The sequence below is a fragment of the Bacillus sp. AFS029637 genome, from assembly GCF_002584985.1.
In the GTDB taxonomy this organism is placed as follows: Bacteria; Bacillota; Bacilli; order Bacillales; family Bacillaceae_G; genus Bacillus_A.
Map to the genome: position 1 here is coordinate 55,711 of NZ_NUPZ01000016.1, position 23,464 is coordinate 79,174.

The window sequence follows — 23,464 nt, forward strand, 5'->3', positions numbered from 1 at the left end:
AAAGCGATAGAGATTCTATCGCTTTACTTTTTCAAATTACTATTCGTAAATTTAGATACGGAAGACATAGTCTCTCCTGTATCTAAATATGTGATTTGAATTGGATCTCCCACTTCTGTAAACATAGCATATGGGAATTTCTTCACAGGTATCATAAATACTTTTTGTTCATTTTCTAACAGTACGTACACGATTGTATTTTCACCTGATTTTTCTTTATATACTCGTTGTACAATACCTTCTTTTTGCGCTTCTTTTCCATTTGAAGTCGGTCTAAATGAATCTCCACTTCCGCTCAGCGCATTTTTATAATTCTCCAGTGCTTCTTTTTGCGTCGAACCTGTTGCAAATACTTTCGCATTAGAAGCATATATGACAGTATGAGCACGTACTAATCCTCCGTCATCAATAACAGGTACAATCCAAGAAGGTTTTCCATACACGTTATAAATAACCGGCATCGTTCCATGCCACTTCTCTCTTTTAAAGGAATTATCCACTACTTCTGAAGCGGCTGAACCATCCATAATTCCTTTTACTTCTTTTCCGTTATAATAATACAGCTTACCTGTACGCGCATCAATAAGTGAGTAACCTAACGCAGAATCTACTCCTTCTTTTGGAGAAGTAAAATCGGTAAAGTAATATAGAGTTCCATCCTTACCGAAGATTGGTGTAACTCCTTCTTTCGTCCCCCACTCAGTTGGAATCTTCATATCAGTTTGCGAGAATTTTGTATTCCAAAATCCGTGAATATATTTACCGAAGTACGTATTTAACGTAGATGCGGTCTCGTGATTTAATACGCCATCAACAAATTTAGGTGCCTTTCCTTTATCGTATCTTTTTACCTCACCTGTTTGTGCATCTACTACTACAACACCCTCTACCTCAAATCCTGATCTTCCTGAAATAAATTCACCATACGTCATTGTGTAATACGGTTTTCCTTTATCGTCAACTTCGAATTTAGGTTTCCCTTTAAAGATTAAATTTGGTTCTGCTTGTCGTACAACACGCTCTAATTTATTACCGAAAAACATGCTTGGTACATACTTCATTTTATAACCGAGATGCAGTTTCGCTTCCGCATCAGGATTCGTACCTGACATCGTTACGTACCCTGGAATCGTCTCAGCTTTACGCGCTTTAAAAAATCCTGAGACTTCAATTGGCGCTACATATAAAGCCTCGCCATCTACCATTTGTGGCGTTAATTCTCCTAGTTCAAAATAAGCAACTTTCGGAATATCCCCAAATACTTTTTTCATCTTATTCTCCGCAGTTTTTGGCGGAACTGTAAACGGCTGATCATTTTCAGTAAATGGCTCTGAAATCTCTTTCTCTACCTTAACAACAGAATCATACTTCTTTTGCGTGATTACTATATCATGCAAATAACCAAAATAGCCGTAACTTGCGAGTAAAACAAACATGAGAAGTCCTTTTAATGTCCCCTCTAGCTTACCTACCTTCTCTTGTGAAAATAAAACAAGCCCAATTAAAATTGCTACTGCAACAGAATAATGAGTAAGAATCGAATCTACTCGATCATCAATTAGCCAAAGGTATTCATAGATTGCTATACCGATCCAAAATAAAATAGGAATAACTAAAATAGATGATTTCTTACCCTTTACAACCTTCTCATCCCCTTTCTTATCCACCGCTCGAAGTTTATTACTACCGCCTCGTGTCCATGGAATCAAAAACAAAGTGAGAATAGCTAAAACTAAAAATTTCATCAAAGGCAATGTCCCCTTTTCTTTTGTTTTCCCTTTCAGTATAACAAATAAAGGTTAATAAGGTAAAAATGGGAATGATTATGCTTTTTTACTACTTAATACAACTCCACTCACTACATATAAGATGGATGCAATATAAAAAATCGTACCAATTGTAAAGAAGTCTACTAAATACCCCGTTGCAATAATTGCTATTGCGCCTCCAATTGATGTCCACACATGATATTTCCCAATCTCATAACCAGCCTTTTCCTGTGCAACCTTTCTTGCTAGCGACGTTTTCTCTGTATTACGCTGCACGGCACCTAAAATCCCCATTACAATTTGAAGAATATACACATGCCAAACTTCACTGGCAATAGGGAAACAAAGCATTAATATCGCCATAGACCAAGCATATATGATTAATAATTTTCTATCGCCTACTCTATCAGACACCTTTCCTACTAACGGATATACAAGCGCTGCAGTTAAAGCAAATAAGCCATAAGCCCATCCAAACTGTGAGAAGCTGTTCCCGACATTCCGAAGCAATAGAATGTAAAAAGGAAATACCATACTTCCTGCCATCATAATGATACTTTGTGAGGCTACAAATCTTCTATATGTCATTTCTTATACTCCCTATAAAATAAATTCATAAATCTCTCTTCTGGATCTACGTCCTTCTTCTTCTGAAGGAATTCTTCTATACGAGGATATGCCCTCCTTAACTGCTCTTTCGTTGGATAAGAATAATACGGCAAATAATAACTACCGTTATGCTTTAATGTAACATCAATCATTTTTCGAATGACACCCTCTGTTTTCTTTATTTCATCTTCAGAGCGCCCTTGATTAATTAAAAGAACTAACGCAAACATATCATCTTTCGCATAGGATAAAACTGCATTTTCATTCTTTTCCACGTAACGGATCGTAATATTGAGTAAATTCAGTTCCTCTTCACTTAATACGGTACGTAAATCATCTATATATTCCGTGAAGGAGCCTATAGGAACAAAGTATTCTTGTAACACTTCTGTAAGGTTCGGATTTTCATATTCCATAAAAGCACTATCTGATCTCATCACATTATTCCGCGTCTCAAACTGTCCATCTGTACGTTCAAAATAACTTCTTTGTATATCCCAAAATGTATTCTTTCCCCAATCACTATAACGTGATAACCCAAGCAAAAATTTCGGTGCTGCTATAATATTTTCTTCTTTTAATTTACTGTACTCTTCCAGCCTCTGTTGATTTTCTGCCAATACATAATCTGTCACATACATTTCTCTTAAAAATGAATGTGGAGCGACAGAAATACGTGCTAAGTGCATACGAACATTTTCATCTTTTCTTACCTTCTCTTTGAAATACGTCGTATATTCTTTATAATCTATCATTCTCGTATGCATTTCATATAATTCATCATCTGTTAATTTCAGCGTCACATCTAAAATGACACCAAATAGCCCATAACCACCGATAACATAGGGAAATAAATCCGCATTCTCTTCTCTACTTACATTACGTACAGTACCATCTGCCATTAATAGTCGAAATGATTCAACTGTATCAATCAATGCTTCATGACGAATATCACGACCATGTACATTAACACTTAATGAACCTCCAACCGTAAAAATATTTTGCGACTGCATCACTTGAACCGCAAGACCATATGGATTTATTTTCTTTTGAATATCATTCCATGTAACACCGCTTTGTACCCTAATCCTCTTTTTCTCCGGATCAAACTCTAATATTTCGTTATATCCTTTCATATCAAGCATCGTACCGTTCGGATAATACGTCTGTCCGCCTTGGCTATGTTGCATACCTGCAATGGAAATCTTCTCTCCTGAAACCTTTGCATCTTGCACTAATTTTATTAACGAATGTTCATCGGTAGCACTTTCAACTCGTTTTATTTTTGTCGGAAGCAATTTACCTACATCACTCATAATAGGATGATTAAGTTGTTTTTTATATGTATGTATAGATGCTGTTAACAGCACCATATACGCTATAATGACAACTACTATCTTTCTTTTTTTCAAATGGCACTCTCCTCTTCTAACATTCTTCCCCTTCATATTGCACCTATTTTCCTAAGAAGAAAGTATTTACAAAAAAAGAGAGAGCCCACTTATTTCAGGTCCCTCCCTCATCAAGACTATCACTTTGCTGCTGGCAACTGTATCGGCTCAAACTTTTCGTACGATGTAAATTTCGCATCAGTCGTAATGTGTGCTTTATCTGTACCACCGCTACTCATAATCATATCTATCTTTGCTGATTCATATTTAAAGTCTTTTGTAATAATATATTCTGCATTCACTTCTTCTATCTTTGCGTTTTGTGCTTGTAGCGCTTTCTTCTGCATTTCATCCATGCCAGCTAACATACTCTCTGTTTCTTGCCCTTTTAATATGAACTTCAGTTTATATTTGTCTCCGCTTTTCTCCATCTTCATTTTATCTAAAACTACTGCTGGCACTTCTAAATTATCTACAATATCTTGCGTTGCTTTCATTCCGCTAGCATTTAATTGCTCCTCCGGTACAGAGATAACTTCTCCTGTACTAGGGTTTTTCACCTGACCAGCAACTTTACCATCCACAGTATAAACTACAATATCTGTACCAGAAACATTCATTTCAGAACGAGAATTCTTTTTCTTCGGCTCTAATTGCATTTTCGCCTTCATTACACTCATCTCTGTTCCTTCAGCTTTTATCCCTACATCATATGTCATCGTTACATTTTCTTCATTTTTAAAAGCTTCATTTGCTTTCTTAAAAACATCCTTCGCTGCTAATTCCTTTTCTTTTTGTACCGATTCTTTCTTCGGTTCATCAGTTTTTGTCGTTTTTTCATTACTACACCCTGCACCTAGACCGACTGCAAGTACTAAGCTTGAAATTAAAATAAGTTTCTTCATAACGTCCCCTCCTTCCCAAAATAATATCATCCCTTTTCCTACGAAATCCATATAATTCGTAATATTTCTCCTTAAATTTATTCACTATATAACAACATGTTTGAGGAGAATTTCAAATATGATGTAAAGAAAACAACTAAATTCAGGAGGTCATTATGAAAGCGATTATTTGCACAAAGTACGGACCACCTAATGTTCTCAAGCTCCAACATGTAAAAAAACCTACACCTAAAAAAAATGAAGTATTAGTAAAAATTCACGCAACAAGTGTAACAACTGGAGATTGTAGAATACGCGGTTTTAATAGCCCACCCTTATTTTGGATTCCTATGCGGATTATATTAGGTTTTAAAAAACCGAGAAAACCTATACTTGGCGTAGAATTGTCCGGGGAAATCGAAGAAGTAGGAACGGATGTAACTCTATTTAAAAAAGGAGACCAAGTTTTTGCATTAACAGAGCTTAATGTTGGTGGTTATGCAGAATATACATGTGTACATGAAAGTGGATTAGTAGCATTAAAACCTACCAATGTGACGTATGAAGAAGCCGCAGTTATTCCCTTTGGCGGAACTTCGGCATTACACTTCCTAAGAAAGGCCCGTATAAAAAGAGGGCAACAAGTGCTCATATACGGCGCATCTGGATCCGTAGGAACAGCTGCCGTACAACTTGCTAAATATTTCGGTGCAACCGTTACGGCTGTTTGTAGCAATTCAAATTTTGAACTAGTGCAATCTTTAGGGGCTGATAAAGTAATCGATTATACGAAAGAAGATTTTACGAAGCAGGGTGAATACTATGATATTATATTTGATGCTGTTGGAAAACATAAAAGATCCCTTGGAAAAAAGGCATTAACGCCTACTGGTGTATATGTATCTGTTAATGGCATGATGGCAAAGGTAAGTAAAGAAGATATGTTTCTATTAAAAAAACTAACTGAAACAGAAAATTTAAAGCCCGTTATTGATAGAACTTACCCGTTAGAAGACATTTCACAGGCCCATATGTACGTAGAAACAGGACGAAAAAAAGGAAACGTTTCGATTACCTTAAAATAAAATATATTCTGAAAATATTGTTGACAATTCTTTTTGTAAGATTTACTATTAGTACCATATTAAAAAACTACATACACATACTCTTATCAAGAGTGGCGGAGGGACTGGCCCGATGATGCCCGGCAACCGAGCTTATAACGTATAAGCTAAGGTGCTAATTCCTGCAAAACGAGTTTTCGTTTTGGAAGATAAGAGAGGAACCTATTTTGTCTATTCGGCACCTCTCTTATTTTGAGAGGTGCTTTTTATTTTGGAACGTATATTAAGGGGGAATTATAGATGAAGAAAGTATTACTAAGCATTGTAAGCGGAGCAGTACTATTATTAGGCGCATGTAGCGCCAGCTCTGATAAAGAAGTTAAGGCATTAGATGAGAAAAAGATTACTGTCGGTGTAACAGGCGGACCACATGAACAAATTTTTGAAAAGGTAAAAGAAGTTGCAGCAAAAGATGGTCTCGAAATTGATGTAAAAGTATTTAATGATTATGTAGCACCGAACGTATCTTTAGATGAAAAAAGCCTTGATGTAAATAGCTATCAAACGAAATCGTATTTAGATGTATTTAAAGCCGAACGCAATATGAAATTAACGGAAGTATTTTCAACAGTAACATTCCCTATGGGTGTATATTCTAAAAGCTTAAAAGATATAAAGGAATTAAAAGAGGGCGATGCGATTGCTGTACCAAACGATCCGACGAATGAACTTCGAGCTTTAAAACTGTTCGAAAAAGCAGGGGTTTTAAAGGTTGATCCAAAGGCTACAGAAAAAGCAACTGCAAAAGATGTAATTGAAAATCCAAAAAAATTAAAGATTGTTGAATTAGAGGCATCTCAATTACCAACACAACTAAGTGAAGTGAAAGCAGCTGCAATCAATACAAACTTTGCATTAGGTGCAAAATTAAGTCCAGCGAAAGATTCTATTTTCCGCGAGGGAAAAGATTCACCATATGTGAACTGGGTCGTTGTTCGTACTGAAAATAAAGATGATGCTGTCGTAAACAAATTAAAGAAAGCTTATCAATCTAAAGAAGTAAAAGAATTTATCGAGAAAAAATTTGATGGTTCTGTTTTACCGTCTTGGTAGGAGCTGACTATAATGATCGAATTGAAAAATATTTCCAAAGTATTTTCAACAAAAAAAGGGAATGTCGAAGCTCTTAAATCAACTTCTCTTAAAGTGGCAAAGGGCGAAGTATTTGGAATCATCGGCTATAGCGGCGCTGGTAAAAGTACATTAATTCGCTGTGTAAATTTATTAGAAAAACCAACGACAGGACATATCATTGTTAACAATCAAGACTTAACAACTTTATCGACAAAAGAACTAGCAAAAGCGAGACAAAAAATCGGGATGATTTTTCAAGGATTCAATTTACTTAAAACTGTTACCGTTTATGAAAATATCGCATTACCGTTACGCCTTGCTGGTATTCCAAAGGTGGAAATTGAAAAAAGAGTAGAAAAGTATTTACGCATTGTCGATCTTTTTAATCGAAAAGATGCATATCCAAGTGAGCTTTCTGGTGGCCAGAAACAGCGTGTTGCGATTGCTCGTGCACTATCACATGAACCTGAAGTTTTATTAAGTGATGAAGCAACGAGTGCATTAGATCCAGAAACAACCGATTCCATTCTTGATTTGCTATTAAAGATTAACGAAGAAATTGGGATTACGATTTTACTCATTACACATGAAATGAATGTCATCCAGCGTATATGTGATCGCGTTGCCGTTATGGAACACGGATCTGTAGTCGAAAGCGGGACTGTGAAAGATATTTTCACAAACCCACAACATGTAACGACGAAGAAATTTGTAAATAGCGCATTTGCAGCGAAAATTCCAGAGGAAGTACAAAAAGAACTACAAACTACTGGTGAGATTGTAACTCTTTCTTTTATAGGAAATGCTTCAGGAGAGCCAGCATTAGCTGTCGCTACAAAACGTTTCCAAGTATATCCGAATATTTTGTCCGGTAATATTACACAGTTAAAACATGAGGCATATGGGAGACTTGTCGTTCATATGCAAGGGGAAGAAAACGAAGTACACCGTGCTTTATCATTTTTACAAGAGCAAGGAATCATCGTAGAAGGAGGTAGAACAGACTATGGAAAACAAGTCCTTTTTGGATGAATGGGGTAACGTCATATGGGAAGCAACAATCCAAACATTTCAAATGACATCTATTTCATTACTCATCTCGATCCTTATTGCACTGCCACTTGGTGTTACACTTGTTTTAACGAGACCTGGTGGACAGCATGAAAGTAAAATCATCTATCCTATTCTTAATACGGTTATTAATGTCATTCGCTCTCTTCCATTTATCATTCTATTATTCTTTATTTTACCTTTCACAAAGTTTCTAATGGGAACATCCATTGGCGTAAAAGGTGTTATCGTACCGCTTGTTGTCTTCACAGCCCCTTATATTGCACGTTTAATGGAGACAGCTTTACTAGAAGTAGATCGCGGCGTCATTGAAGCTTATCAGGCGATGGGGGTTTCTACTATAAAAATCATTTGGCACGTTATGGTGAAAGAAGCCCGTCCATCTCTTGTACTTGGATTAACAATTGCAACAATCGGCTTAATTGGCGCGACAGCAATGGCTGGACTTGTAGGTGCTGGCGGGCTAGGGGACTTAGCATATCGCTTCGGACATTTACGCTACGAACCTGAAGTAATGTATGCAACCGTCTTTATTCTGATCATCCTCGTTCAAGGATTACAGTCTTTAGGGAATGGTGTTGCACGAAGATTGAAAAAAGATTAAAAAAGAAGGTATCTCACCAAGGTGAGATACCTTCTTTTTATCTTTTAAATCCACCTTCTGAATGAATAACTTGTCCAGTAATCCACTCTGCTTCTTCGCTTACTAAAAACTTAATAAGCCTTGCTGCATCCTTTGGTTCACCAATTCTACCGAAAGGAAACATTGGTTTTAAACCTTGCTTTATCTCTTCAGTCATCCAGCCTGTATCGGTTGAACCTGGATTAATCGCATTCACTGTTATTCCTAAATGAGCTACCTCAGCTGACAACGAACTAGTAAGAGCGTCAATAGCTCCCTTCGTTGTTGCATACGCCAATTCTCCAACCATAGGCCCTTGAAATTGCCCCGAAGTCATATTCACAATTCTACCACCAGATTTTTTATCAAATCCTCGGGCAAATTGACTACTGAGCAATGTAGTCGCACGAATATTCACCATATAATGCCTATCCAATTCTTCAGCAGTCAAATTAGAGAAATCATTATTCGTAGAGTACGCTGCATTATTAATTAATATATGTGGGTATCCCAGTTGTTCAGTAACATTATTTATAAGCTCTTTCGGTGCATCATTCTGAGTTAAATCTAACTCCATACTCGATACTTTGACACCGTTTTTTAGTAACTCTTCTTTTAATTGTATTTGTTCGTTTTGCTCAACGCCCCAAGGCATCTCTTTATCATACTCTGTCCAATACGTAAAAAAGATATCATATCCTGCCTCAGCTAATTCTTTACAAATCGCTGCTCCTATACCTTCTAGACGACTTACACCTGTAACAACTGCTACTTTATTTTTTAATTGGTTCATCATATACTCCTCCAAGTTTAAAGGACGCATATTTTATATAAGAGATATAAACTTTCCCCACATAGGCATCTGTCCTTACAAAAGGGATGTACAAGCCAAATATGCAGTCCTTGCATGATTTACAGATAGCTAAATAAACTCTCACTTATGAGAGAAAAATTCATCTATCTACTTTCGAATCATTACAAGTTCATCCACATATTGAGTCCTTATCCCCTCTCCATATATCTCCAAATTTTATTTTAACATTAAAGATTTAATATTTCAAAAAACGAAATAATTACTCCTATTCATAAGGTATCATGTACTATAAACCGTAGTTAATAACGAATTTGAATTTAAGTGTATACATTTACTATTACCTATTCGTTGTATAAGTGTAGGGAGGAAAAATGATGGGAAAAGAAAATATATTGACCTCCTATCTTATCAATTTAGGAGAGGAAGTGTTCAAACTATTATTAGCGAAAGGGGCTATAAAAGAAGATGCAGAAGACATCATCCAAAATACTTTCTATAAAGTATATACGTTGCTAGATGACCTAACCGAGAGTAACATACGACCATGGTTTTTTAGGGTCGCATTAAATGAATACATTGACTTGAAGAGAAAAAAAGAGCAGCAAAACATCTATTTAACTGAAGAGATTTATTCAAAACTACAATATACAGACCGAAAATTGGATGCTGTTTTAAATAAAGATGAGATTTTCTATTTATTAAAAGATATAAAACTAGAATATAAAGAAGCCTTCTTTTTAAAATATTATTATGATTTTTCATATGAAGAAATCGCCCTAATACTAGATATTCAAGTGAACAGTGTTAAACAAAAATTACATCGTGCACGTAAAACAATCCATTCTACAGTAGGAGGAAAACCTTAATGGATACTTCTTTAAAAGATGCATTAAAAAAAGCTAAAAGGAAACAGTTACTTAAAATCATCATTACTTCTATTATCGTTGTAATCATGCTGGTCCCTATAATGTACAAGGTTGGCAATTACTTCGCAGCGAAAAGCTCTACGAAGCTTCACGAAAATCTCTTTTTACATAATGCAATTGCAGAACCGAATGTGCAAATTGATTCTCAAGTAACGAGTAATTCCTCTATGTTTGGCGGCAATATTATATCAAACCGTTCCAAAAATGTTAACGGTTATGTAGTCCCATGGAACACATTAACAAGCTCTTATGGTTGGTTCCTGACTCATATTGACTTCAATGAGTTAACGCCTGGTTTTTATTGGTCCAGGTCCAATGCAGAATTTTATGAGTACGATAAACAAACAAAGAATAAATTCGCGACATTTTATAACCCGAATATTAAAGATTATCATGATGGTGTCCAAAATGAATTAGGTGAAGTTTCACAAATGAACAACTATGTTGCCGAAGTTGCCATCTCTTTCAATCAACCCTATACATTAAAAGAGGTTCAAACAAAAATACCAGATAACTTAAATATCGTATGGCTATATATGACCTCACCCATTGGAGATGAAAGTAAAGGACCTGCCGGTATGCCCGTTTACGGATTCAATCCAGACACGTCTCCTGAAGAAGCGTACAAAGAGTTCATTGATTCACTTAACCAATACGATGACGATGGACATGACGAAGATATCCAGAAATTTTTAAAAGCAAACAAAAACAAACCATTCGATCAAGTGAAAATTTTAGGTGTTATGCTAACAGGCAAAACGGAAAACTTTAAGGCATTAGAAAACCAAGACTTTATTCGCGGTGCTTCTGTAGGGGTGACTGCGCAAGTTGTTCCTTATATAAAGCCAGAGAAATAATAATTACAAGAAAAGAGCCTGAATGCAGGCTCTTTTCTTATTTACTCCAAAATATAAAGTTCAACCTTACCTTCAATTGATAATAATTATCAATTGAATCGAATTGATGATATAATTATCTTATCAAGTTAAGGAGGCTATTATGTTTAAATTTTTTATTAGTAAAAATGTATGTCTCTTTTCTATTGTCCTATTTTCAATATTCTCTACGTCACTACCATTACAAGAAACAAAGGCTTCAGAAGACCCTGAAACTCCAGTAACAATAATGAATCCAGACGAACCTTCCAAACCAAAAAACTATATTCAAAGTAAAGATTCAGTGTATGAAGAAACCGGGGGCCTTTACACAGAAGATGATTTCAAAAATGCCACACCTATGGATAGAACAAAACAGTAACTCCAAACAACTCCATCGAATCTAATCCATCATTTGAGAAACCACCTACGAGATAACGACATGAAAAAAAGAGTCTGCATTTAGTGATCACCACATGTAGACTCCTTTCTTATGTAAATACACCTTACACCCTTAAAGAACCACGAAATCCTCTAGCAGCATAATAGGAATCTGCTCCATTGTGATACACGAAAACGTGTCCGAAGCGGTAATCGCAAAATAGAGCACCACCAAGTTCTCTAATATCGGAAGGTGTTTGTACCCAACTTGATGATTTCATATCAAAATCTCCAAGTTGTTGTAACTCTCGATATTGTTCTTCAGTTAATAGTTCAATACCCATAGCGGCTGCCACATCAATAGCGTTATTTTCTGGTTTATGCTTCTTTCTTGCTTCTAACGCTTCAAGATCATAACAAAGGCTTCTGCGGCCTTTAGGGCTCTCCTTTGAGCAATCGCAGAAAATATACTCGTCCTTCTCTTTGTCATACCCAACAACATCCGGTTCACCGCCCGTTACTTCCATTTCGTTAAGTGACCATAACTTTTCAGGGGTAGCATTCAGCTTTACCTCAACTTTAGCCCATTCAAGACCTTCATGGCGGTTCATGTTTTTCTCAAAACGAGCTTGTAATACTTTTAATAGTTCTTCACGCTGTTCTACTGGTAATACATTTTTATTCTCTGTCATATTAGTCCTCCGAATTACGTTTCCTTATACTCATTTAAATCTTCTCAATAATGGTTTAAATGCAGTTTACAACAATCTGGCCCGATTGCACAACGAAAAATCCTTGTACGTATATCCATTATATAGTACTAAAATCCTCCATACTTTCCCCAAGAATATAGTGTGAAAACCACATCAAATTCTGCTTCATAATAGCTACATTCATTCCCGGCTGATCAGGACTATATGCCATTCCTTTAAATATAATTAATTCTGTATCAACTTCCATATCCATTAATCCTTGATATAAGTCATATGCATTTGTAACTGGAATTCTTGCATCCTTTTCTCCATGTTGGATTAACGTAGGCGTACAGGCTGATTTAATATACGTCATTGGTGATGTTTTCATATATATCTCTGGATCATTCCATGGAGTATTTCCTAAATGCATCCTAATAAAGTAAGGGATATCTGTATTTACGTAATGAGTACTCCAGTTCGTAATTCCGCCCCCAACTGAAATTGCCTTAAATCTGCTACTAAATGTAGAACAGAAAGCCGATATATATCCCCCGTTACTCCATCCCATAACTCCTACTCTATCTTTATCTACCATCCCTTGATCAACTAGCTTATCCACCCCTGATATAACATCATCATAGTCAGCAAATCCTTGTTTTTTATAGTTTGCTTTTAAAAATTCATTACCATAACCAGAACTTCCCCTGTAGTTTGGTTCTAAAACGATAAAGCCTTTTTCAACAAACTGTTCAATCGGATATTTCTCATTGAAGCAGTCTGAAAATATCGGAAAGGATGCCCAAGCCGGACCGCCGTGAATTACTACTAATAAAGGATATTTTTTATTTGCGTCAAACGCTACTGGGGTTGATAAAACACCCTCTATTTCAAGACCATCACAACTTTTCCATGAGATGATTTCCCTGTTACTTTTAAGCTTCCCTTCAAAAAAGCTATTTTCATTCGTTATTTTTTCATCGGCCAAATAGATTTCAAAGGTTTCATTTGTTATAGCCTTATTATAGGTTATATGATTTCCATCCTTTGTTATAGAGGCATCTATTATAAAGCCATCTACTTTGTCGCTTAATGCTTCCACAGTGCCATCTTCAGCTAGTAATCCAATACGATAATTCGTTTTATCTTGCCATCTAATTAAAATTCCTCTAGCTGTCCATTGTAATGGCATAACTGTGCTATCAAAACCTGTTAGAGGCTGAATTACCTCTCCATTATTCATATCATATATTTCTAATGTACTGTCTTGTATATGGTTTCTATAGTAATCCTTCTCCCTTATACTCGCTGCATAACATATTTTACTGCCTTCAGGAGAAAAACAAACGCTACCTCCCAACAACTTGTCTACATTCATCTTTTGTAGTTCCCCAGCTGCAACATCTAATATATATAGATCACCATTCATATGATCGCTCGGGCTTGGTGTAGCCATAAATACAACCTTTGTCCCATCATTTGAAATATCAAATCCATGGATATAAAAATCTTTCCCATCAGTTAATGGATAACCACCGCTAATCTCTCGTTCCTCTTTATCATTTTGTATCACTTTTTCTATTTCAATGTAATATAAACAATTATTCTGATGTTCCTTACCTACATGTTGGAAATCTCCATATCGTTCCTTACGTTTCTTTATCTCCTCACCTTCTTTTGACTGCGTAACATAATAAAAACCTTTACCAGTAGGCTCCCATTTGAATGTACTGATCCCTTCTTCCTCATCAGTAATTTGCACCCCGCCATAACCATCTATTGATTTAATAAAGATCTGATTTTTTCCATTACCAACAGGGCTAAGGTATGCAATATCCCTAGAGTTTGGAGACCATAACGGGCATGTACTATCTATATCCACATTTGTTAGCGGGTAACTCTGGCCCTTATCTTTTTCATATATCCATACATGATTTCTATACGTATTGTCTTTCCAGTTAGCTGCCTTCTTAACAAATGCTACGTTCTTGCCATCATCGCTTATGTTTGTACTTGATAAGGTTGGTAATGAAATAATCTCTTCTATACTTAAGTATTTTTTTTTATTTATTTGCATTAATAAGCCCCCTCGTAATGCCTAATAATCTCTCGTCTCTTCTTGTCGTAATAAAGGAAATTGTTCACGAATACTTAAAATGATAACGGAAAATTCAGATAAATAAAAGTAATACTTTAGTGGAGTACGGGCAGCCTGACTTTCTCCTATCGATTTTAGATGTTCTTTTTAACACAAAAATACCCCTTTAGATAGCTATATCTAAAGGGGTAAAATATTGCATCTTTATTTCAAATCTACCAAGATCCTACTCAACCGTAACAGATTTAGCTAAGTTACGTGGCTTATCAACGTCACACTCGCGGTGAAGTGCTGCGTAGTATGAGATAAGTTGTAATGGAATAACCGCTACTAGCGGTGCTAGTGCTTCGTGTACAGCTGGTAATACGAAGCTGTCTCCTTCCATTTCTAAGCCTTTCATTGAGATGATACATGGGTTAGCTCCGCGTGCTACTACCTCTTTCACGTTACCACGAATTCCAAGGTTTACGTGCTCTTGTGTAGCAAGGGCGATAACTGGTGTACCATTTTCGATTAAAGCGATTGTACCGTGTTTTAATTCTCCCCCAGCAAATCCTTCTGCTTGGATGTAAGAAATTTCTTTTAGTTTTAACGCACCTTCTAATCCTACATAGAAGTCTACGCTACGTCCGATGAAGAAGCAGTTACGCGTTGTTGCTAAAAATTGTTTTGCTAATGCGTCCATTTCTTCTTTTTGATCACAAAGTTCTACCATTGCATTTGCTACAAGTCCTAGTTCATGTGTTAAATCGAAATCAAGAACTTCACCTTTCGCTTTTGCAATGTCAGCAGCTAAAATTGAAAGTACTGCAAGCTGTGCTGTGTAGGCTTTCGTTGATGCAACTGCAATTTCTGGTCCCGCATATAACGGAAGTGTATAATCAGCTTCACGAGAAAGCGTAGAACCAGGTACGTTTGTAATTGTTAATGCTTTATGACCCATTTCGTTTGTTTGCACAAGTACTGCACGGCTATCAGCTGTTTCACCACTTTGTGAAATGTAAATGAAGAATGGTCTTTCTGTTAATAATGGCATGTTGTAAGAGAATTCGCTTGCTACGTGTACCTCAACTGGCATTTTTGCAAACTTCTCGATAAATTGCTTTCCAACAAGACCTGCATGATAACTCGTTCCACATGCAATGATGTAAATACGATCGCTATCCAAAATCGCATTGCGGATGTCTTGATCTAATTCAATTTCGCCATTTTCATCTTGATACTTTTGAATAATATTACGGATTACAAGTGGTTGCTCATCAATTTCTTTAAGCATGAAATGAGGATATGTTCCCTTTTCAATATCACTTGCGTCTAATTCCGCTGTAAACGGTGCACGTTCAATCGTTTCACCTTGTAAGTTTTTAATTGTAATGCTTTCTTTCGTTACGATTACGATTTCTTTATCCATTAACTCAATAAATTGATCTGTAACTTGTAACATCGCCATAGCGTCGCTCGCCACAACATTAAAGTTGTCACCAACACCTACTAATAGCGGGCTTTTGTTTTTAGCAACATAAATCATGTTTGGATTTTCAGCATCAAGTAATCCGATTGCATAAGAGCCATGTAAAAGAGATAGCGTATTACGGAACGCTTCTTCTACACTTAATCCTGTGCTCACTTGTTGTTCCATAAGTTGTACGATAATCTCTGTATCTGTTTCACTTACGAACGTTACATCTTGTAAATATTCCTTTTTCACTAACTCATAGTTTTCAATTACACCATTATGAACTAGTGTAAAGCGCTTTGATGTACTTTGATGCGGATGCGCGTTTACTTTGCTTGGAACACCATGTGTAGCCCAGCGTGTGTGACCGATTCCCACACTTGCCGCTACGTTCTCATCTACGATTTCACGAAGTTTTGCAATACGGCCTTTTTCTTTGTATACAACAACACCGTTATCTGTTTGTACTGCAATACCAGCTGAATCATATCCACGATATTCTAGCTTTTCTAAACCTTTTAATAAAATTTCCTTTGCATCTTGCTCTCCAATAAATCCTACGATTCCACACATGTTTAGTCGCCGCTACAAATGCTTACACTGCTCTGCGAACATGTAACGACATAGTCCGATACCATTTTTATTTATACTAAAAAACGGATTACATATTGCTAGCCCTGTAAGCTTGTAACGGCTTTCACCTTCCTTTCGATTGGGGGTTTAAGTCCGTATATACTTATACAGCTAGTTTTCATCCGTTCCTTTTCTCTCATCACACTCTCACCTTTGTCCATTAAGTCACCTTAATGTTTTAAGTGAAAATTTGCGGTTGTGATGAACAACCGAGAGTCATCCGCCGAAATCTCGATAAACTCCACCTCGTCAACTACACTACTTGTAGTTCTGGCGCTTTTATAATTTACAATATTTACTTTGAGAAAAAGAACAAGACAATCTTATAACAAACAATATAAACCGTCAATGAAATTTTTTTTCATTGTCTATAAAACATATGAAAAAGGAGCACCTCTTGTGCTCCTTTTAAAACAAATTCAGCAAATTATTCAGCGCCAACTTCAGCCTTCACAACTTCTACAATACGGTGTACATAAGCATCACAAACTTCTTGTGTTGGTGCCTCTGCCATTACACGAATCAGCGGCTCTGTTCCAGATGGACGAACAAGAATGCGGCCGTCGCCGTTCATTTCTTCCTCTACAACACGAATAATTTCTTTAATTTTTTCATTTTCTAATGCTAATTTTTTATCTGTTACACGAACGTTTACTAGTAATTGTGGGAATTTCGTCATCTCACCTGCAAGCTCAGATAATGGCTTTTTCGTCATTTTCATGATGTTTACCAGTTGAAGTGCGCTTAACATTCCATCACCAGTTGTAATGTAATCAAGTAAGATAATGTGACCTGATTGTTCTCCGCCCAGGTTGTAACCCCCGCGCTTCATTTCTTCCATTACGTAGCGATCACCAACTGCTGTTTTATCACTTGTAATATTGTTTGCTTCAAGTGCTTTATAGAAACCTAAGTTACTCATAACTGTTGAAACGACTGTATTATGCTTTAATTGACCAGTTTCTTTCATGTACTTCGCACAAATAAACATAATTTGATCGCCATCAACGATGTTTCCTTTTTCATCTACAGCAATTAAACGGTCGCCATCACCATCAAAAGCAAGACCGATGTCAGCACCTTTTTCTTTTACTAATTCAGCTAATACTTCTGGATGCGTAGAGCCTACTCCATCGTTAATATTCATACCATTTGGTGAAGTTCCCATTGTTGAAATATCAGCTTCCAAGTCTGCAAATAAGTATGGAGCTAAAGAAGACGTAGCACCATGTGCGCAATCTAAAGCGATATGTAAACCAGAGAAATCTTCCTCTACAGTTTGTTTAATATATTGTAAGTATTTTTGTCCACCTTCAAAGTAATCGCTCACTTGTCCAAGGTTCGTACCTGTTGGACGTGGTAGTTCATCAACCTCTTTGTCTAATAAAGCTTCGATTTCTGCTTCTTGCTCATCTGTTAATTTAAAACCGTCTGAACCGAAGAACTTAATTCCGTTATCTTGTACCGGATTATGAGATGCAGAAATCATCACACCTGCTTGTGCATCTAATGCTTTTGTTAAATAAGCAACACCTGGCGTAGAAATAACACCAAGGCGCATTACTTCTGCTCCAGTTGATAATAGACCTGCTACTAAAGCCCCTTCTAACATATGACCAGATACACGTGTATCACGGCCAATAATTACTTTTGGACGATCTGTATCTTTTGTTAATACATAACCCCCAAAACGTCCAATTTTGAACGCTAATTCAGGTGTTAACTCCTGATTCGCAACTCCGCGTACTCCATCTGTACCAAAATATTTACCCATTATGATTCGCTCCTTTTTCTGGCTCTTTTTGATTATCTCCTGTTGGTTCTTGACTAGTTTCTTTATCTTTTTCCTTTTCTGGATCAGGTTCAGGTTCAGGATTTTTTGGTTTTTCAGTTTGATTATCTTGTTGATTATTTGAATCCGCTTGTTCACCGTCACCCTGTACTTCTTTATCTGGCTTTTCTTTCTTCACAATTGTGACCTTAGCACTTTTTTGTTTTGGCTCTATTGAGATATTACCAGGACCGCTCACTTGAATCGAAATATCTTTCGTCCCTGGAGATACATTTTGCAAATTAATTACCGCTGTTATTTGATCAGCTGTTATTTTATCTACTATACTTGCTTCTCCTGAAATATCAACGCTTATCTTTCCATCCTGTGGTGAAAGTAGCTGAGCAGTAATATCTTTAGAAACTCCATTTTTTTGAATCGGGATACCATCAATCGTTCTGGTTTTCGTTTGTTTCGTTTTTTGTACACCTACGGAAACCTTCACTTGATTTGGCTTTGCACTTGTTACACCCTTCGGCAATAAAACAGAGGTATCGAATGTTGTAGACTCTGTCAATTGACTAAGATCTACTTCGACCCCCTCTATAGACTGTATATTATCCAAAACATCTTTTGGACCCGCTATCGTTACTTCCTTCGGCTCAACACTGATATTTGTAACGGCCAATCCTTCTGGTAAACTACCCTTCTTCGTATATGTTACAGGAACAGTTTTTTCAGTATTATTTGCTGTAGCTTGCGTTGCTACATTCAACGTTACACTAATTTTCGATGGATTCGTTCTTACATTTAAACGTTTTCCTTCTTTATTATATAGTGTAACTTCCGCTGTTTTTGTAACAGTTTTATTAACACCTTTTAAATCGATATATGCCTTAGCAGATGAAATACTTTCTATTTCTTCTTTCGTTCCCACTACCTCAACAGTATCGGGCTTAATATTTGATTTTTCAAGAGTAACACCTGGTGGCATTTGATCTTCATTTGATAATTTCAAATCTACATGAACATATTTTTTCGCTTTTTCATGAAGAGTGACCTTAATTTTTGATGGTTGAACTGTTCCTTTCACATCATCTGGAAGCCCATTTGCTTTTAAAGAAACTTCATACGTTCCCTCTGGACGGTCTCTCAAGTCAACTGGTATGTCAAATTGGTTTTTGGCTTTTGCTGTAGCGACCGCCGCTTTTGGACCTTCTAACTTCACCTTGACTCCCTCTGATGGAATACCGCTGACAATATATTTCTCTTCATCATACTTAAGGTTAATAGCATAATTAGTTAATGTTTCTTTCGCTTCATTTACAAAAGGTAATATACCCGATGTCGTATTTTTTTCAGTTAAAGTCGCTGACATAAAAAGCATACACGCCAATAGTAATGAGATCCCTTTTAAAAACCAATGATTCTCCATTAACTTATCCATCACGCTTTCTCCTCCAATTCCATAAAGACGAAGAAGTCGTTTTTTCGTTCGCACTAAATTCAGCTAACAGCATATCCTTCAGCTGTTCTGTCTTCAAATCACGATGTAACTTACCATTTTTCGTCAAAGAAATTTGGCCAGTTTCTTCCGACACAACTACTGTAATGCTATCAGTAACTTCACTAACTCCCATTGCAGCTCGATGCCTAGTCCCTAACTCCTTAGAAATAAACGGACTTTCCGATAATGGAAGATAACACGCTGCTGCTTTAATTGTACTACCTTGCATAATTACTGCTCCGTCATGAAGAGGCGTATTTGGAATAAAGATGTTAATGAGTAGTTCCGATGATACGTTTGCATTTAGCGGAATACCCGTTTCCACATAATCACCCATACCGGTCTCTTTTGACAAAGTAATTAATGCACCAATTCTACGTTTTCCCATGTATTCCGTTGCTTTTGCTACCGCTGTTGCAACCATTTCAGGTTCATCATCTCCATGAGTCCCCACACGCGAAAATAAACTCCCACGTCCTAGCTGCTCAAGCGCTCTTCGCAATTCTGGCTGAAAGATAATAATAACGGCTAAAAATCCCCACGTTAATACTTGTTCGGTTAGCCAATAAAGCGTATGTAATCCAAGGAAAATACTGATCATCCGAACGACAATAATAACTGTAATCCCCTTTAAAAGTTGAACAGCTTTCGTCCCTCGGATTATAAGAATTAGCTTATATATAATAAACCATACAACGGCAATATCTAATACCGTACTAAGATATTTCAAAATGGTCGTATCTTCAAAAGGCATGCTAACCCTTCCTCCTACTTACGAGCAATTCTATCCATATATTGAAATATTGTTTTATGCTCTATCTGTATGTATTTCCAACAACTAGTTAATTATACCATACATGAAACAAACAACAATTACAAACAGCCCCCTTTAGTTTAAATTGGTAAGATGTCAAACATTCTTATCGTACAGCATAATCTAAATCATTATTATACGCCTATTTTCAAATAAAAAAAGCAACCTCTCGGTTGCTTTTCTTACATTTATTTTAGTTTTTCACCGAATAAAGAACCCATTAAAGCAACCGCTGTTGTTGCTGTTCTATTTCTCTCATCTAATATTGTGTTTACTTCAACAAACTCAGCAGATGTAACAATATCAGCTTCCGCTAACATTTCCATCGCTAAGTGGCTTTCACGATAAGATAGACCACCAATTACTGGCGTTCCAACTCCTGGTGCGTCATGAGGATCAAGACCATCTAAATCTAATGATAAGTGCACACCATCAGTATGAGATAAATACGCAATTGTTTCTTCCATAACAGCCGTCATACCTATACGGTCAATCTCATGCATTGAGAATACTTTAATACCCTCATTACGAATAAAGTCTTTTTCTCCTTCATCTAATGCACGTGCACCGATAATTACAACATTCTCTTTTTTCACCTTTGGATAAGCTCCATATAAGTCTACAAGCGCGGGATGTCCATAACCTAAACTTGCTGCAAGTGACATACCGTGAATATTTCCAGACGGTGAAGTCTCTTCCGTATTTAAATCACCGTGTGCATCATACCAAATAACTCCTAAATTTTTATAATGCTTCGCTACGCCAGCTAGCGTACCGATAGCAATACTATGGTCACCACCTAATACAAGTGGAAAACGACCTTCTTCTATAATATGATCCACCTTACTTGCTAATTCATTACAAACAGTTGCAACTTGTGTAAGGTTTCTTAACTTTGTATTTTCATCTACTTCTTTTTCTCTCTCTATACATATATCTCCCATATCTTTAACGTCATATCCAATTTCTTCAATTCTTTCAATTACCCCTGCATAACGGATCGCACTCGGTCCCATATCAACCCCGCGACGCATCTGTCCTAAATCCATTGGAACTCCAATAACTGAGATTTCTTTTTTCATAGTTAGTATCCCCCTTTTATGCCTTCACTAAATATTTTAAATCTTTTATATAGTCTGACTCAACTCAACATTTTTCTGCATGGATATACAATTTATTCACTTGTATCCGCTTTAAAATCCAAATTTTAAGACTATTCTATGTATAAAGTTAACTTAATGAAACAACTACCATCATTATTATTAGATAATAATAAAAAACACTCCTACATTTAGAAGTGTTTTTCTGATGCTATTTTCCACACTGCTGCAATATTTTTTGCTGTTATTTCGACATTCTCTTCTGCTACTTTATATGCTTCTTCTAATGTCATCGGACTCGATGTAATACTAAATACCGCATCAATTCCTTTTTCGTAAACAGCAGAATACTTCGGGGATACAGATCCCCCAATAGCAATCACAGGAATATGAAAATGTTTCGCGCGCTCTGCAACACCTACAGGGGCCTTTCCATATGCTGTTTGTTCATCTATTCTACCTTCACCAGTTATAATTAAATCCGCATCTTCTATATGCTTATTAAAGTTTGTATAATCTAATACAATTTCAATTCCCCTCCGCAAGCTTCCTTTTAGCACTGCACTAACAGCTGCTCCCATTCCTCCCGCTGCTCCTGCACCAGGTATGTTAGATACATCAAAAGATAAATACCGTTTAAGGGTATTCGCATAGTGCTGTAAATTCTCATCCAGCTCTTTTTGCATCTCTACAGTCGCACCTTTTTGCCCCCCGAATACGAAAGACGCTCCCCTTACTCCAATTAACGGATTGTCTACATCACATGCCGCTTCTATCTTTGTATGTGATAGACGTGAATCCATTCGCGAAAAATCAATTGTTGCAATCGAATGCAACGTTCCTCCAGATGGTTCTATAACTTCCCCCTCTCCATTTATAAACCTGACTCCCAACGCTGACAACATACCTGCTCCACCATCATTTGTGGCACTTCCTCCAAGTCCCAACATAATATGCTCAGCCCCTTGTTCTAACGCATGTAATATAAGCTCTCCTGTCCCTTTTGTCGTTGTAATAAGTGGGTTTCTCTTTTCAATCGGGACGTGTTGTAATCCTGATGCTGCTGCCATTTCAATAAACGCTGTTTTGTTGTCCTTAGACATACCGTAAAAAGCTTGTACACGTTCTCTAAGCGGCCCTGTCACATCCAATAATATAATTTTTCCCCCTGTAGCATCCACAAGTGACTCAACCGTTCCTTCTCCTCCATCTCCAATTGGTAGGTTTACATACTCTGCTTTAGGAAAAATTGCTCTAAAACCTCTTTCAATAGCTTCACATACTTCTATAGCTTTTAGGCTCTCTTTATATGAATCAGATGCAATGACAACTTTCACAATTATCCCCCATCCTTTACTTTTACGTTTTCTTCATTGTAAACGAAAAATATGAAGATTGTCTTTTTAAGCACAAAAAAAAGCTTACATCATATGATGTAAGCTTTTTCTATTTAGATGGAGCCTAGCGGGATCGAACCGCTGACCTCCTGCGTGCAAGGCAGGCGCTCTCCCAGCTGAGCTAAGGCCCCTTAGTAATTAAGCGGAAGACGGGATTCGAACCCGCGACCCCAACCTTGGCAAGGTTGTATTCTACCACTGAACTACTTCCGCAAAAATGGTGAGCCATGAAGGACTCGAACCTTCGACCCTCTGATTAAAAGTCAGATGCTCTACCAACTGAGCTAATGGCTCGTAAATGGCTGGGCTAGCTGGATTCGAACCAGCGCATGACGGAGTCAAAGTCCGTTGCCTTACCGCTTGGCTATAGCCCATTAATATTTACTAGTATGGTTATCTTTTCAAAAAAATAAACCCTCTCAGGTTATTTTAAAGAAAATGGTGGAGGGGGGCAGA

20 protein-coding genes, 4 tRNA genes, 1 pseudogene and 1 riboswitch are annotated in these 23,464 nt (G+C 36.9%); of the genes and pseudogenes, 7 read left to right on the forward strand and 18 right to left on the reverse strand.

From position 1 onward, the window contains the following. Positions 1-23: 23 nt before the first annotated feature. From COE49_RS06830 to COE49_RS06845, 4 genes are all read right to left on the reverse strand, one after another. Positions 24-1,745, reverse strand: coding sequence for a DUF3981 domain-containing protein (locus COE49_RS06830; protein ID WP_088232797.1), 1,722 nt, complete (start codon positions 1,743-1,745; stop codon positions 24-26). Positions 1,746-1,823: 78 nt separating this feature from the next. Further along, a complete protein-coding gene (locus tag COE49_RS06835) occupies positions 1,824-2,357 on the reverse strand; it encodes an MFS transporter (RefSeq protein WP_088232796.1) in 534 nt (177 codons plus the stop codon). Further along, positions 2,354-3,790: an FAD-binding oxidoreductase gene (locus COE49_RS06840; protein ID WP_098945786.1), complete on the reverse strand. Its 1,437-nt coding sequence runs from the start codon at positions 3,788-3,790 to the stop codon at positions 2,354-2,356. Before COE49_RS06840 ends, COE49_RS06835 begins: the two co-directional genes overlap by 4 nt. Positions 3,791-3,909: 119 nt before the next feature. Beyond that, positions 3,910-4,674, reverse strand: coding sequence for a hypothetical protein (locus COE49_RS06845; protein ID WP_098945792.1), 765 nt, complete (start codon positions 4,672-4,674; stop codon positions 3,910-3,912). Positions 4,675-4,829: 155 nt separating this feature from the next. Here COE49_RS06845 and COE49_RS06850 point away from each other — a divergent pair, with 155 nt between their 5' ends. From COE49_RS06850 to COE49_RS06865, 4 genes are all read left to right on the forward strand, one after another. Continuing rightward, complete coding sequence (locus COE49_RS06850; RefSeq protein WP_098945787.1) at positions 4,830-5,738, forward strand: NAD(P)-dependent alcohol dehydrogenase; 909 nt, start codon at positions 4,830-4,832, stop codon at positions 5,736-5,738. Positions 5,739-5,818: 80 nt separating this feature from the next. Beyond that, positions 5,819-5,933: riboswitch (SAM riboswitch) on the forward strand. Between the two features lie 84 nt (positions 5,934-6,017). Then, a complete protein-coding gene (locus tag COE49_RS06855) occupies positions 6,018-6,830 on the forward strand; it encodes a MetQ/NlpA family ABC transporter substrate-binding protein (RefSeq protein ID WP_088232793.1) in 813 nt (270 codons plus the stop codon). Between the two features lie 12 nt (positions 6,831-6,842). Continuing rightward, positions 6,843-7,883 (forward strand): methionine ABC transporter ATP-binding protein, encoded by a 1,041-nt coding sequence (locus COE49_RS06860; RefSeq protein ID WP_098945788.1) that lies wholly within the window; start codon positions 6,843-6,845, stop codon positions 7,881-7,883. Continuing rightward, positions 7,858-8,526 carry a methionine ABC transporter permease gene (locus COE49_RS06865; RefSeq protein WP_098945789.1) on the forward strand — a complete coding sequence of 223 codons (669 nt, stop codon included), beginning with the start codon at positions 7,858-7,860 and terminating at the stop codon, positions 8,524-8,526. The genes COE49_RS06860 and COE49_RS06865 overlap by 26 nt, the downstream gene beginning before the upstream one ends. A 37-nt stretch (positions 8,527-8,563) precedes the next feature. On the opposite strand, the gene COE49_RS06870 is transcribed toward COE49_RS06865, so the two are convergent. After that, positions 8,564-9,340 (reverse strand): SDR family oxidoreductase, encoded by a 777-nt coding sequence (locus COE49_RS06870; RefSeq protein ID WP_141556617.1) that lies wholly within the window; start codon positions 9,338-9,340, stop codon positions 8,564-8,566. Positions 9,341-9,732: 392 nt separating this feature from the next. Between COE49_RS06870 and COE49_RS06875 the strand changes: the two genes are divergently transcribed. The 3 genes from COE49_RS06875 to COE49_RS06885 all read left to right on the forward strand — a co-directional run bounded on the left by COE49_RS06875 (position 9,733) and on the right by COE49_RS06885 (position 11,541). After that, on the forward strand, positions 9,733-10,224 hold the full coding sequence (locus tag COE49_RS06875; RefSeq protein ID WP_098253236.1) for an RNA polymerase sigma factor: 492 nt from the start codon (positions 9,733-9,735) through the stop codon (positions 10,222-10,224). Further along, positions 10,224-11,141, forward strand: a complete 918-nt coding sequence (locus tag COE49_RS06880) for a sigma factor regulator N-terminal domain-containing protein (protein WP_098357378.1) — start codon at positions 10,224-10,226, stop codon at positions 11,139-11,141. Before COE49_RS06875 ends, COE49_RS06880 begins: the two co-directional genes overlap by 1 nt. A gap of 142 nt (positions 11,142-11,283) precedes the next feature. Next, positions 11,284-11,541 (forward strand): hypothetical protein, encoded by a 258-nt coding sequence (locus COE49_RS06885; RefSeq protein WP_240522879.1) that lies wholly within the window; start codon positions 11,284-11,286, stop codon positions 11,539-11,541. Positions 11,542-11,665: 124 nt separating this feature from the next. Here COE49_RS06885 and COE49_RS06890 read toward each other — a convergent pair whose 3' ends face one another. The 13 genes and pseudogenes from COE49_RS06890 to COE49_RS06950 form a co-directional block, all read right to left on the reverse strand. After that, positions 11,666-12,232: a DUF4256 domain-containing protein gene (locus COE49_RS06890; protein ID WP_098357379.1), complete on the reverse strand. Its 567-nt coding sequence runs from the start codon at positions 12,230-12,232 to the stop codon at positions 11,666-11,668. A gap of 118 nt (positions 12,233-12,350) precedes the next feature. Beyond that, positions 12,351-14,309, reverse strand: coding sequence for a S9 family peptidase (locus COE49_RS06895; protein ID WP_098945791.1), 1,959 nt, complete (start codon positions 14,307-14,309; stop codon positions 12,351-12,353). 247 nt (positions 14,310-14,556) lie between these two features. Next, on the reverse strand, positions 14,557-16,359 hold the full coding sequence (glmS, locus tag COE49_RS06900; RefSeq protein ID WP_088232787.1) for a glutamine--fructose-6-phosphate transaminase (isomerizing): 1,803 nt from the start codon (positions 16,357-16,359) through the stop codon (positions 14,557-14,559). Between the two features lie 12 nt (positions 16,360-16,371). Continuing rightward, positions 16,372-16,559: pseudogene (locus COE49_RS06905) on the reverse strand (hypothetical protein). Between the two features lie 287 nt (positions 16,560-16,846). Continuing rightward, positions 16,847-18,193, reverse strand: coding sequence for a phosphoglucosamine mutase (gene glmM, locus COE49_RS06910; protein ID WP_000521487.1), 1,347 nt, complete (start codon positions 18,191-18,193; stop codon positions 16,847-16,849). After that, on the reverse strand, positions 18,186-19,637 hold the full coding sequence (locus COE49_RS06915; protein ID WP_098357381.1) for a CdaR family protein: 1,452 nt from the start codon (positions 19,635-19,637) through the stop codon (positions 18,186-18,188). The genes glmM and COE49_RS06915 overlap by 8 nt, the downstream gene beginning before the upstream one ends. Further along, positions 19,630-20,451, reverse strand: coding sequence for a diadenylate cyclase CdaA (cdaA, locus tag COE49_RS06920; protein ID WP_088232785.1), 822 nt, complete (start codon positions 20,449-20,451; stop codon positions 19,630-19,632). The genes COE49_RS06915 and cdaA overlap by 8 nt, the downstream gene beginning before the upstream one ends. Positions 20,452-20,699: 248 nt before the next feature. Next, positions 20,700-21,593 carry an arginase gene (rocF, locus tag COE49_RS06925; protein WP_088232784.1) on the reverse strand — a complete coding sequence of 298 codons (894 nt, stop codon included), beginning with the start codon at positions 21,591-21,593 and terminating at the stop codon, positions 20,700-20,702. Between the two features lie 209 nt (positions 21,594-21,802). Continuing rightward, positions 21,803-22,948: a glycerate kinase gene (locus tag COE49_RS06930; protein ID WP_098253229.1), complete on the reverse strand. Its 1,146-nt coding sequence runs from the start codon at positions 22,946-22,948 to the stop codon at positions 21,803-21,805. A gap of 118 nt (positions 22,949-23,066) precedes the next feature. Next, positions 23,067-23,139, reverse strand: a tRNA-Ala gene (locus COE49_RS06935). Between the two features lie 10 nt (positions 23,140-23,149). Further along, a tRNA-Gly gene (locus COE49_RS06940) sits at positions 23,150-23,221 on the reverse strand. 5 nt (positions 23,222-23,226) lie between these two features. Next, positions 23,227-23,302, reverse strand: a tRNA-Lys gene (locus tag COE49_RS06945). 5 nt (positions 23,303-23,307) lie between these two features. Next, positions 23,308-23,382 (reverse strand) — tRNA-Gln (locus COE49_RS06950). Between the last annotated feature and the right edge of the window lie 82 nt (positions 23,383-23,464).

Excerpts from the sequence above, each read along its gene's own strand:
- COE49_RS06875 (WP_098253236.1), top strand. The coding sequence starts at position 9,733 with ATGGGAAAAGAAAATATATTGACCTCCTATCTTATCAATTTAGGAGAG.
- COE49_RS06870 (WP_141556617.1), bottom strand. The coding sequence starts at position 9,340 with ATGATGAACCAATTAAAAAATAAAGTAGCAGTTGTTACAGGTGTAAGT.
- glmS (WP_088232787.1), bottom strand. The coding sequence starts at position 16,359 with ATGTGTGGAATCGTAGGATTTATTGGAGAGCAAGATGCAAAGGAAATT.
- COE49_RS06865 (WP_098945789.1), top strand. The coding sequence starts at position 7,858 with ATGGAAAACAAGTCCTTTTTGGATGAATGGGGTAACGTCATATGGGAA.
- COE49_RS06895 (WP_098945791.1), bottom strand. The coding sequence starts at position 14,309 with ATGCAAATAAATAAAAAAAAATACTTAAGTATAGAAGAGATTATTTCA.
- COE49_RS06890 (WP_098357379.1), bottom strand. The coding sequence starts at position 12,232 with ATGACAGAGAATAAAAATGTATTACCAGTAGAACAGCGTGAAGAACTA.
- rocF (WP_088232784.1), bottom strand. The coding sequence starts at position 21,593 with ATGAAAAAAGAAATCTCAGTTATTGGAGTTCCAATGGATTTAGGACAG.
- glmM (WP_000521487.1), bottom strand. The coding sequence starts at position 18,193 with ATGGGTAAATATTTTGGTACAGATGGAGTACGCGGAGTTGCGAATCAG.
- COE49_RS06845 (WP_098945792.1), bottom strand. The coding sequence starts at position 4,674 with ATGAAGAAACTTATTTTAATTTCAAGCTTAGTACTTGCAGTCGGTCTA.
- COE49_RS06855 (WP_088232793.1), top strand. The coding sequence starts at position 6,018 with ATGAAGAAAGTATTACTAAGCATTGTAAGCGGAGCAGTACTATTATTA.
- COE49_RS06835 (WP_088232796.1), bottom strand. The coding sequence starts at position 2,357 with ATGACATATAGAAGATTTGTAGCCTCACAAAGTATCATTATGATGGCA.
- COE49_RS06830 (WP_088232797.1), bottom strand. The coding sequence starts at position 1,745 with ATGAAATTTTTAGTTTTAGCTATTCTCACTTTGTTTTTGATTCCATGG.
- COE49_RS06885 (WP_240522879.1), top strand. The coding sequence starts at position 11,284 with ATGTTTAAATTTTTTATTAGTAAAAATGTATGTCTCTTTTCTATTGTC.
- COE49_RS06850 (WP_098945787.1), top strand. The coding sequence starts at position 4,830 with ATGAAAGCGATTATTTGCACAAAGTACGGACCACCTAATGTTCTCAAG.
- cdaA (WP_088232785.1), bottom strand. The coding sequence starts at position 20,451 with ATGCCTTTTGAAGATACGACCATTTTGAAATATCTTAGTACGGTATTA.
- COE49_RS06860 (WP_098945788.1), top strand. The coding sequence starts at position 6,843 with ATGATCGAATTGAAAAATATTTCCAAAGTATTTTCAACAAAAAAAGGG.
- COE49_RS06880 (WP_098357378.1), top strand. The coding sequence starts at position 10,224 with ATGGATACTTCTTTAAAAGATGCATTAAAAAAAGCTAAAAGGAAACAG.
- COE49_RS06915 (WP_098357381.1), bottom strand. The coding sequence starts at position 19,637 with ATGGATAAGTTAATGGAGAATCATTGGTTTTTAAAAGGGATCTCATTA.